Source organism: Methylobacterium sp. WL116, assembly GCF_008039455.1.
In the GTDB taxonomy this organism is placed as follows: domain Bacteria; phylum Pseudomonadota; class Alphaproteobacteria; order Rhizobiales; family Beijerinckiaceae; genus Methylobacterium.
This window is the reverse complement of record NZ_VRUV01000143.1, coordinates 1-9318: the sequence shown is the minus strand read 5'-3', so window position 1 is coordinate 9318 and position 9318 is coordinate 1. Positions and strand designations below refer to the sequence as shown.

The 9318-nt window shown below is 73.2% G+C and carries 11 protein-coding genes; 4 read left to right on the top strand and 7 right to left on the bottom strand.

Translation table 11 applies throughout. The annotated features are described in order from the left end of the window. Positions 1 to 187: 187 nt before the first annotated feature. Positions 188 to 1186, bottom strand: a complete 999-nt coding sequence (locus FV223_RS12700; protein WP_147727388.1) for a MoxR family ATPase — start codon at positions 1184 to 1186, stop codon at positions 188 to 190. Positions 1187 to 1414: 228 nt separating this feature from the next. Here FV223_RS12700 and FV223_RS12695 point away from each other — a divergent pair, with 228 nt between their 5' ends. Then, positions 1415 to 2128, top strand: a complete 714-nt coding sequence (locus tag FV223_RS12695; protein WP_147727387.1) for an MgtC/SapB family protein — start codon at positions 1415 to 1417, stop codon at positions 2126 to 2128. Positions 2129 to 2422: 294 nt separating this feature from the next. Next, on the top strand, positions 2423 to 3121 hold the full coding sequence (locus FV223_RS12690) for an SDR family oxidoreductase (RefSeq protein WP_147727386.1): 699 nt from the start codon (positions 2423 to 2425) through the stop codon (positions 3119 to 3121). Between the two features lie 31 nt (positions 3122 to 3152). Here the strand turns inward: FV223_RS12690 and FV223_RS12685 are convergent, their stop codons facing one another. Continuing rightward, a complete protein-coding gene (locus FV223_RS12685) occupies positions 3153 to 3506 on the bottom strand; it encodes a hypothetical protein (protein ID WP_147727385.1) in 354 nt (117 codons plus the stop codon). 284 nt (positions 3507 to 3790) lie between these two features. On the opposite strand from FV223_RS12685, the gene FV223_RS12680 reads away from it, so the two are divergent. Then, positions 3791 to 4654 (top strand): NlpC/P60 family protein, encoded by an 864-nt coding sequence (locus FV223_RS12680; protein ID WP_147727384.1) that lies wholly within the window; start codon positions 3791 to 3793, stop codon positions 4652 to 4654. Positions 4655 to 4853: 199 nt separating this feature from the next. Here FV223_RS12680 and FV223_RS12675 read toward each other — a convergent pair whose 3' ends face one another. The 4 genes from FV223_RS12675 to FV223_RS12660 are packed head-to-tail and all read right to left on the bottom strand — an operon-like array spanning position 4854 to position 7702. Beyond that, positions 4854 to 5339, bottom strand: coding sequence for a low molecular weight phosphatase family protein (locus tag FV223_RS12675; protein WP_147727383.1), 486 nt, complete (start codon positions 5337 to 5339; stop codon positions 4854 to 4856). 56 nt (positions 5340 to 5395) lie between these two features. Next, positions 5396 to 5920 carry a UPF0262 family protein gene (locus tag FV223_RS12670; protein WP_246686598.1) on the bottom strand — a complete coding sequence of 175 codons (525 nt, stop codon included), beginning with the start codon at positions 5918 to 5920 and terminating at the stop codon, positions 5396 to 5398. Positions 5921 to 5933: 13 nt separating this feature from the next. Next, complete coding sequence (gene hisD / locus FV223_RS12665) at positions 5934 to 7229, bottom strand: histidinol dehydrogenase (protein WP_147727382.1); 1296 nt, start codon at positions 7227 to 7229, stop codon at positions 5934 to 5936. Positions 7230 to 7267: 38 nt separating this feature from the next. Beyond that, on the bottom strand, positions 7268 to 7702 hold the full coding sequence (locus FV223_RS12660; RefSeq protein WP_147727381.1) for a DUF2948 family protein: 435 nt from the start codon (positions 7700 to 7702) through the stop codon (positions 7268 to 7270). 296 nt (positions 7703 to 7998) lie between these two features. On the opposite strand from FV223_RS12660, the gene FV223_RS12655 reads away from it, so the two are divergent. Then, positions 7999 to 8316, top strand: a complete 318-nt coding sequence (locus tag FV223_RS12655; RefSeq protein WP_147727389.1) for a hypothetical protein — start codon at positions 7999 to 8001, stop codon at positions 8314 to 8316. A gap of 240 nt (positions 8317 to 8556) precedes the next feature. Here the strand turns inward: FV223_RS12655 and FV223_RS12650 are convergent. Beyond that, on the bottom strand, positions 8557 to 9318 hold a 762-nt coding region (locus FV223_RS12650; protein WP_246689672.1), incomplete at its 5' end, for a methyl-accepting chemotaxis protein.

The window sequence follows — 9318 nt, the reverse complement described above, 5'->3', positions numbered from 1 at the left end:
GCGCGCGAGGTGGCGCAGGCCCATCAGCGCCTCGCCGGAAAGGTGGAAGGCCGGGTTCGTCTCGGGGGCGGCGGTGGCGGTCATGCCGGAATCCGGCCAGCGCGACGCGGCCGCCTCTCCCCATGGGAGAGGGGGCCCGCGCAGGGCGTGGTCGCGCGGGGCCTTCTCGCGGTTGCCGAGACCACCCTCAGAGCGCCCGCACCCGCTGGACCAATCCGCCGACGATGCCGCGGGTGGTGAGCCCTTCCGCGGCCGCGCGCCAGGTCAGGCCGATGCGGTGGGAGAGCGCGTCGGCGGCGAGGTCCGCCACGTCCTCGGGGACGACGTGGTCGCGGCCGTGGAGGTAGGCCCGCGCCTTGCCGGCGACCATCAGCGCCAGCGTGCCGCGCGGCGAGGCCGGATGCTCGATCGCGGCGCGCAGGTCCGGCGCCGAGGAATCGGTGCGGGTCGCGGCGACGATGCGCACGAGATAATCCTTCAGCGCCGGCGAGACGTAGGTCTTCAGGGCGGCCTCGCGCGCGGCCAGCACCTCGGCGACCGAGAGCTTCACCGGCATCGCCTCGCCGTGATGGTTGAGCTCGCCCTCGACGAGGTCGAGGATCTTCCGCTCGGAGGCCTCGTCCGGCATCCCGACCACGACGTGGAGCAGGAAGCGGTCGAGCTGCGCCTCGGGCAGCGGGAAGGTGCCGGCATGCTCGATCGGGTTCTGGGTCGCCACCACCATGAACGGGTCGGCGAGCGGATGGGTCGCGCCGGAGACGGTGATCTGGCCTTCCGCCATCGCCTCGAGCAGGGCCGACTGCACCTTCGGCGGCGCGCGGTTGACCTCGTCGACGAGGATCAGCGAGTGGAACAGCGGGCCGGGCAGGAACTCGAAGGTGCCGGCATCCTGGCGCCACACGGTGGTGCCGGTGAGGTCGGCGGGCATCAGGTCGGGCGTGCACTGGATGCGGGCGAAGGAGCCGTCGAGCCCGTCGGCGAGGCGCTTGACGGCGCGGGTCTTGGCCAGCCCCGGCGCGCCCTCGATCAGCAGGTGGCCGCCGGTGAGCAGCCCGATCATCAGGCGCTCGACCAGGCCCTCGCAGCCGATCAGCCCGTGCTCCAGGCCGGCGCGGAGCTCGAGGATGCGGGCCCGCAACGGATCGGCGGCGGCAGCCGGACGCTCGGCAAGCGCAGCGCCGCTCATGCGCGCGCGGACCCTGCGCGACACGGCCGGGCCGGCTGGAAGGAAGCCTTCATCCTGCACGTCTCCTCGTCGAAACCGGCGGGCTGAACCCGCCGCACTTGGATTCTTGATCGATCCATAGTCGAGCCGGTGTGCCCGCTGCCCGGGGCACCCGTCAATCCCGCTGCGACCTCGGGCGGGACCGGCTCCCGTCACGGAACCGTCATGCGCGCCCGTCTAGGAGACCGGATGGTCCTTCTGCCCACGCCCCTCCCCGAGCCGGTCAATTCGGCGATCAGCCTGATCGTGGCCTTCGTGCTCGGCACCCTGATCGGCGCCGAGCGGCAGTACCGCCAGCGCACCGCCGGCCTGCGCACGGCGGTGCTGGTGGCGGTGGGGGCGGCCGCCTTCGTCGATCTCGGCATGCGGCTGACCGGGGCCGAGGGCGCGACCCGCACCGTCGCCTACGTGATCTCGGGCATCGGCTTCCTCGGCGCCGGCGTGATCATGAAGGAGGGCATGAACGTGCGCGGCCTCAACACGGCCGCGACCCTGTGGTGCTCGGCCGCAGTCGGCGCCTTCGCCGGCGCCGACCTGCCGCTGGAGGCTTTGTTCGTCGCGGTCGCGGTCCTGGCCTGCAACACCCTGCTGCGCCCGCTCGTCAACGCGATCAACCGCGCGCCGATCGACGAGAGCGCGACGGAGGCGACCTACGAGGTCCAGGTCACCACCGCCCCCGGCACCGCGGGCCCCGCCCAGGACATGCTCGTCGAGCGGCTGGAGGCGGCGGGCTACCCGGTCGGCGGCGTCGAGGTCGAGGAGCGCGGCGACGCGGCGGTGGACGTGGTCGCGACCCTCATCGCCAGCGCGGTGGCGGCCAAGGAGCTCGACGCGGTGGTCGCCGCCCTGCAGGCGCAACCGGGCATCCGCCACGCCACCTGGGCGGTGCAGACGGGGGATTGAGGGAACGGGGCAAGGCGCCGAACCCGTACGTTTCGCGCGCAAGGCGCCCACGTCGCCTTCCCCTCCCCCGCACCCAAGTCGGGCCTGCCCGACTCGGGCACACAGGGTGCGGATCGCGGGCGAGCCCGAGATCGTCGGGGGAGGGAAGGGGGGCGTGTCGAAGCTGCGTCCGAGGGTGGAGGTACCGAACGTGCGGCGGCACACCGGGCGATCCCCAACGGCGCTTTCCGCATCGCGCGATGAAGCCACCTTCCTCCCAAGAAATCCCGAACCCGGCCTCGCAGGAGACATCCCATGGCAGAACTCGAACATTCGTCGGCCAGGAACGCGCTGATCGTCGGGGCCTCGCGCGGCCTCGGGCTCGGGCTCGTCGAGACCTTCCTGGGGCGCGGCTGGCGCGTCACCGCGACCCAGCGCAAGGCCTCGCCGGGCCTGGCCGCCCTCGAATCCGAGGCGCTGACGATCGAGACCGCCGACATCGACGACGACCAAGCGGTCTCGGCCCTGCACGACCGGCTGGCGTCCCGAACATTCGACCTGGTGTTCGTGGTGGCCGGCGTGGCGACGCAGGCGCACGATCCGCTGCACGCGGTGCCGCGGCCGGTCGCGGCGCAGGTCTACCTCACCAACGCGATCAGCCCGGTCCGCTTCGCCGAAGCCTTCCGCGATCGGCTCGCGCCCGGCGGCAGCCTGGTGTTCATGAGCTCGATCCTCGGCAGCGTCGGGCTCAACACCTCCGGCGGCTGGGAAAACTACCGCGCCAGCAAGGCGGCGCTAAACACCCTGGTCCGCAGCTTCGCGATCCGCCACGCGGCGGAGAACCTGAGCGTGGTGCTGATGCATCCGGGCTGGGTGCGGACCGAGATGGGCGGCGACGGGGCCGACATCGACGTAGCGACCAGCGTCACCGGCATGGCCGACGTGATCGAGGCCCGGCTCGGCCGGCCCGGCACGGCCTATCTTGACTACCGCGGCGAGACGCTCGCCTGGTAGCGCGGGACTCGAAGGCGGTCCGCGGGCGCCGTCAGCGCCGCGGATCGAGCGGGCGGCCGCGGCGCTCGACGATCACCGGCGGGCGGGTGCGGCGCTCGACGATGACGGTGCGCGGCGCCCGGCTCGGGCCGGCCTGGGCGATGATCCGCTCCGGCACGCGCTCGGGCTTGGCCCGCAGCGCCGCGACGACGTGCGGGCGGACCTCCTCGGCGGGCAGGCCGATCAGCCCGGCGGCGATCTCGATCTGCTGCTCGAGGTCGTCGGACAGGTCCTGCGCGGCGGTCACCGCCTCGACGATCGTCGGCGGCTCGCGGCGGACCCGGATCGGCGGCAGGTCGGCAAAGCTCTTCTTCGACTTCTTCACGGCAGGGCTCGCGCTCGTCATGGCCCACCGTACCCGATTCGCGCCGATTGTGCACCGCATCAAAACGAGGCCGTCGCCGTCCTGCCATGCATGCCCCGGCGTGCCGAAGAGGCAGGCAGAGGTGCGCCGCGATCCTGCGGGCGCGCTGGCGCATTCATGATGCAGTTGCCGTCTCAAGCAGCACGACGATGCGTCGAAATGGCGCGGGAGGAGATGCGCCCCGGGGCGTGGTTCGGTCACCGCGGCCCGCGATCATCACTTCGAGACGCCCGCAGATTCCGAGACAGCCGCAGCCCCGAGCCGTGATGACGAGCCCGCCGACCGCCAACCACGATCCGCGCACCACGCCGGCCCGGCCGGACCTCGCCGACATCCGCCTGCGCGGCACGGTCGAGGCGGCGCGCTTCGTCGCCGGCGAGCCGCGCCGGGTCGTGGTCCCGGCCGCCCCCTTACGCCGGACGCCGCGACCGGAGGCCGGGCTCGAGACCGAGGCGGTGATGGGCGACGCGGTCGCCGTGTACGAGGTCGGCGACGGGTTCGCTTGGGTCCAGCTCATGCGCGACGGCTATGTCGGCTACCTGCCGGCGGCGAGCCTCGGCCCGGCCGACCCAGCCCCGACCCACCGGGTGACGGCCCTGCGCAGCTTCCTCTACCCCGCCCCCGACATGAAGCGCCCGGCGCTCGGCCATCTCGGGCTCGGGGCGCGGATAACGGTCGCCGACACGGCCGGCGACTTCGTCCGGGTCGGCGACGCCTTCGTCTTCGCGGCCCACTGCGCCCCCCTCGACCGCACGGTGCCGGACTACGCGGCCACCGCCGAGCGGCTGGTCGGGACGCCCTACCTGTGGGGCGGGCGCACCAGCCTCGGGCTCGACTGCTCGGGCCTGGTCCAGCTCTGCCTCGATCTCGCCGGCCTGCCCTGCCCGCGCGACGCCGACCAGCAGGCCGGCGCCGTCGGCCGCGCCCTGCCGATCGGCTTCGACGGCCTGCGCCGCGGCGACTTCGTCGACTGGCGCGGCCATACCGGCCTGATGCTCGACGCCGACACCCTGATCCACGCCAACGGCCATCACATGGCGGTGGCGGTCGAGCCCCTGCGTCGGGCGGCGGAGCGGATCGCCGCCAACAGCTACGGCGCGATCACCGGGATGCGCCGGCTGGAGGCGTGAGGGCGCGACTTCCCCGCCGCACACCGATCGTGTCGACCACCTCGCGCCGAACGGGTCCCCTCTCCCAAACGGGAGAGGGGACCCGCGCTTTGCCGGCAAAACAGGTGAGCGCGGCAGACCTTCGCGCGGGATGCGCCGCGATCGGTTCGCGCGGCGGGGAAGCGCCAGATCGACCGCGGAGCCTGCCGCGCCGCGTCCCCTACCCCTTCAGCCGCATCTTGATCCGGTAGGTCAGCCCGTCGCGGACGTCGCGGTAGGCGTCCATGCGCTGCTCGCGGGAGGCGTCCTGGAGGATGGTCGGGTCCGCCGTCTGCCAGTACTCGACGTCGGCCGCCAGGGTGTGGGTCATCGCCAGCGCCTTGTGGTGCGCCTCGGGGGCCAGCGTCACGATCAGGTCGAAGTTCAGCCCCTCCCACTCGTCGAGCTCCTCGATGGTGCGGGGCCGGTGCTTCCTGGCGTCGATGCCGATCTCGTCCAGCGCCGCGACCATGAACGGGTCGACCGGCTCGCCCGAGCGCACCCCGGCCGACTGCACGTAGACCGACTTGCCGAAGTAGTGGCGCGCGATCACCTCCGCCGCGGGCGAGCGCACGGCGTTGAAGTTGCACATGAACAGCACCGACTGGACCCGGCGCTTGCGCGGCACGACGAGGTCGCCGGGCGGAGGCGGGACGAGGACGTCCATCGCGCGGGGGCTCTCAGCGTCTGTGCCGGTGCGGGCGTCGGCGGCGCAGGCCCACCTCAGCCCTTCCAGTGCAAGGCGAAGACCAGGGTGAACAGCCGCCGGGCGGTGTCGTGGTCGAGGTCGACCTTGCCGGCCAGGCGCTCCCTCAGGGTCTCGGACGCCTCGTTGTGCAGGCCGCGCCGGCCCATGTCGATCGCCTCGATCTGCGTCGGGGAGGCGGTGCGGATGGCGTTGTAGTAGCTCTCGCAGATCATCTCGTAGTCGCGGATCACCCGGCGGAACGGGGTCAGCGACAGCAGGTGGGTCATCACCGGGTCGCCCGTCGGGGACAGGATCGCGAAGGAAAGCTTGTTCTCGACGAGCCCGAGGTTGAGCGCGTAGGGCCCGGTGCGGCCCGGGATCGCGAAGTGGTTGTCCTCGAGGATGTCGAAGATCGCGATCGCGCGCTCGTGCTCCTGGTCGGGGTTGCCGCGGCCGATCGAGTCCTCGTCGAGCGTGACCCCGATCAGGCGATCGGTGCCCTTCCCGGCCGGCTCGACACGCTTCTCGACCCCCGTCCCACCCCCCTTGACCTCCGACATCGTGCGCGTGCCTTCAAAGGTTCAGCCGGATCGCGACGGAGCGGGCGTGCCCCTCGAGGCCCTCCGACCGGCCCAGCGTTATCGCCGCGGGGCCGAGCGCCCGCAAGCTCTCCGGCGTGCAGGCCAGGATCGTGGTGCGCTTCATGAAGTCGAGCACCCCGAGGCCGGACGAGAACCGCGCCGAGCGCGCGGTCGGCAGGACGTGGTTGGGGCCGCCGACGTAGTCGCCGATCGCCTCGGGCGTGTGCGAGCCGAGGAAGATCGCCCCGGCGTTGCGGATTTTTCGCGAGAGCGCCTCGGCGTCCTGCGTCTCGATCTCCAGGTGCTCCGGCGCGAGCCGGTCGACCAGCGGCACCGCCTCGTCGAAGCTGCGGACCCGGACGATCGCGCCGTAGTCGCGCCAGCTCGCCCGCGCGATCTCCTGGCGCGGCAGGGTGGCGAGCGCGCGCTCGACGGCGGATTCCGCGGCCTCGGCCAGCGCGGCGCTGTCGGTGATCAGGATCGACTGGGCGGCGACGTCGTGCTCGGCCTGGGCCAGCAGGTCGGCGGCGATCCAGTCCGGGTTGGCGTGGCCGTCGGCCAGGATCAGCACCTCGGAGGGGCCGGCGATCATGTCGATGCCGACCTGGCCGAACACCCGGCGCTTGGCCGCCGCGACGTAGGCGTTGCCGGGCCCGACGATCTTGGCCACCGGCGCGATCGTCTCGGTGCCGTAGGCCAGCGCCGCCACCGCCTGCGCCCCGCCGACGCGATAGACCTCGTGAACGCCCGACAGATGCGCGGCGGCGAGCACCAGCGGGTTCGACTGCCCGTCGGGCATCGGCACCACCATGACGATCCGCGGCACCCCGGCGACGCGGGCGGGAATCGCGTTCATCAGCACCGAGGACGGGTAGCTCGCCGTGCCGCCGGGCACGTAGAGCCCGACCGATTCGAGCGCGGTCCAGCGCCAGCCCGAGGTGACGCCGAGGGCGTCGGTGGTCCGGCGGTCGCCCGGGACCTGCTCGGCGTGGAACGCCTCGATCCGGGCGGCGGCGAAGCGCAGCGCCTCCAGCGCCTCGGCCGGGCAGGCTTCGAGCGCCGCCGCGATCTCGTCCGCGGTGACGCGCAGGGCGGACGCGCCGAAGCCGTCGCCGAGCCGGTCGAATGTTCGGGTGTAGTCGACCAGCGCCGCGTCGCCGCCCTTCACCACGCCGGCGATGATGGCGCGCACGGTCTCGTCGACGTCCTCCGAGATCTCGCGCTTGACCGTGAGCAGCCGGGCGAAGTCGTCCGCGAAGGTCGGGTCGCTGCTATCGAGGCGGATCATCGGGCACTTCTTCTGGTGAGGGCGTGGGACGCGACGGCTCAGGCCGACGGGCCGGAGGCGGGCGCCGCGTGGCCCGGGCGGCTGTCGGCCTCCCAGACCGGCCCGAGATCCTTCATCCGCGCCTCGATGCACTCGACGTCGAGGCGGATCGCGGCCTGGCCGGAGAACAGCAGCGTGACGATGCCGGACGGCGCCTCGGTCTCCTCGAAGGTGATCGCGAGCAGGCTCAAGCTGGCATCCCCCAGCGTCAGGCCGCGGGTGCGGACCCCGAGCACGCGCTCGAAATGCAGGCCGGCGAGCCGCCGCCGCGGCGTCTCCGGCGCCTGCCAGTCGAACCGGCGCAGCGCCAGCACGAAGCGGTGCTCGGCGGCGAGGAAGGTGAGGTCGGCCACGTTCAGCACCGCATCCTGAAGGTGGGCGGAGATGACGGTGAGGTCCTCGGCGTCGAGGGCCGCGAGCTTGAGGAGCTCCATGTCGGGGGGCCGCTCCGGAGGAGGTTTCACGGGAAACATTTTCGCCCGCGTCAGTAGCGAGGCCGGCCGGTTCCGGCAACCGCAGGCCGTCGTCGCAGGCCGAGGGCGGACGGCGCGGCGGCCGTGCACCATGCCGGACGATTGTGGCGGCCGATGCGCAGTCTGCCGCGTTGAGCGTCGGGGCCGCCAGGCGGACAGCCGTTGCGCCGGCCTCAGCCGACGTTCAGGCAGCCCCGCGTAGACACCCGGTCGACCCCACGTCGACCTCGGACCGGAGACGGACACACCTTATGACCATGAAGCGCCTCACCCTCGCGGCCATCGCCGCCCTGACCCTCGGGACGACCCTCGGCGCGACCGTGGCGAGCGCCCAGTACTACGATTACGGCGGCCCGCGCCGGTTCGACCGCGGCTACGACGACGATCGCCCGCGCCGCCGCGACTACGACGAGGATCGCTACGACCGTCGCCGCGACGACTTCCGCGGCGGCCGCGGCGGCAGCATCTGCGTCACCGCCCGCGGCAACTGCGTCACCCGCCCGGCGCCGTTCAACTCGTCCTGCGGCTGCGAAGTCCCGGGCTTCGGGTTCAAGCGCGGAGCCATCGGCCGCTGATCGGAAGGCTTCCCCTCGGCGAGGGGCCGTCCAGCCATCCGGGCCGGGCGGCCCTTCTCGTTTCGGACGCCCGTCGATCGGGATTCCACCCGCGACTTCGTCCCGAGGCGCGCCCACCAGGCTGACGCCGCGACGGATGCGGGTGCGGGCGGGCGACGGAGCGTCCCCTCCCCCGGCCGCCGATCGGCGCGCCCCGGCGAGGGGGAGCCGGCCCGAGTCCTGAAAGGCGGCCCGCTTCGCTCAGGCGGCGCGGACGCCCGCCAGGAAGGTGCCAATCTCGGCGCGCAGCCGTGCCGACTGGTCGGCGAGCTGGTCGGAGGCCAGCAGCACCGCCGCAACCTCGGTGCCGGCGGCGTCCGCCGCGCGGGCGACGGCGGCGATGTCCGCCGTCATGGCGCCGGTGCCGGCCGAGGCCTGGCCCATGTTGCGCACGATCTCCTGGGTCGTCACGCCCTGCTCCTCCACCGCGGCGGCGATGCTGGTCGCCACCTGGTTCATCGCGTCGATTCGCCCGGTGATCGCGTGGATCGCCCCCGAGGCCTCCCCCGCGGCGGCCTGGATCGAGGCGATCTGCTGGCCGATCTCCTCCGTCGCCCGCGCGGTCTGCGCGGCGAGGTCCTTAACCTCGGCCGCCACCACCGCGAAGCCGCGGCCGGCCTCGCCCGCCCGCGCCGCCTCGATCGTGGCGTTCAGGGCCAGCAGGTTGGTCTGCCCGGCGATGGTCGAGACCAGGCCGACGACGTCGCCGATCCGGGTCGCGGCCGCGGCCAGCGCATCCATGGCGGCCTGCGTGCGGGCCGCCTCGCGCACCGCGCCGTCCGACATCTCCGCCGCCTGCTCGACCTGCCGCCCGATCTCCTGGACCGTGGCCCCGAGCTCCTCGGCCGCCGCGGCGACGGTGTTGACGTTGCGGGCGGTCTCGTGGGCGGTGCTCGCGACGCTGCTCGACCGCTGCGAGGTGCCCGCGACCGCGTCGCGCATGCCGCCCGAGGCGACCTGCAG

Coding starts and splice junctions, on each gene's coding strand:
- FV223_RS12675 (WP_147727383.1), bottom strand. CDS start 5,339: ATGGACGTCCTCGTCCCGCCTCCGCCCGGCGACCTCGTCGTGCCGCGC.
- FV223_RS12655 (WP_147727389.1), top strand. CDS start 7,999: ATGAAGCGCCTCACCCTCGCGGCCATCGCCGCCCTGACCCTCGGGACG.
- FV223_RS12690 (WP_147727386.1), top strand. CDS start 2,423: ATGGCAGAACTCGAACATTCGTCGGCCAGGAACGCGCTGATCGTCGGG.
- FV223_RS12670 (WP_246686598.1), bottom strand. CDS start 5,920: ATGTCGGAGGTCAAGGGGGGTGGGACGGGGGTCGAGAAGCGTGTCGAG.
- FV223_RS12660 (WP_147727381.1), bottom strand. CDS start 7,702: ATGGAGCTCCTCAAGCTCGCGGCCCTCGACGCCGAGGACCTCACCGTC.
- FV223_RS12680 (WP_147727384.1), top strand. CDS start 3,791: ATGACGAGCCCGCCGACCGCCAACCACGATCCGCGCACCACGCCGGCC.
- FV223_RS12700 (WP_147727388.1), bottom strand. CDS start 1,186: ATGAGCGGCGCTGCGCTTGCCGAGCGTCCGGCTGCCGCCGCCGATCCG.
- FV223_RS12685 (WP_147727385.1), bottom strand. CDS start 3,506: ATGACGAGCGCGAGCCCTGCCGTGAAGAAGTCGAAGAAGAGCTTTGCC.
- hisD (WP_147727382.1), bottom strand. CDS start 7,229: ATGATCCGCCTCGATAGCAGCGACCCGACCTTCGCGGACGACTTCGCC.
- FV223_RS12695 (WP_147727387.1), top strand. CDS start 1,415: ATGGTCCTTCTGCCCACGCCCCTCCCCGAGCCGGTCAATTCGGCGATC.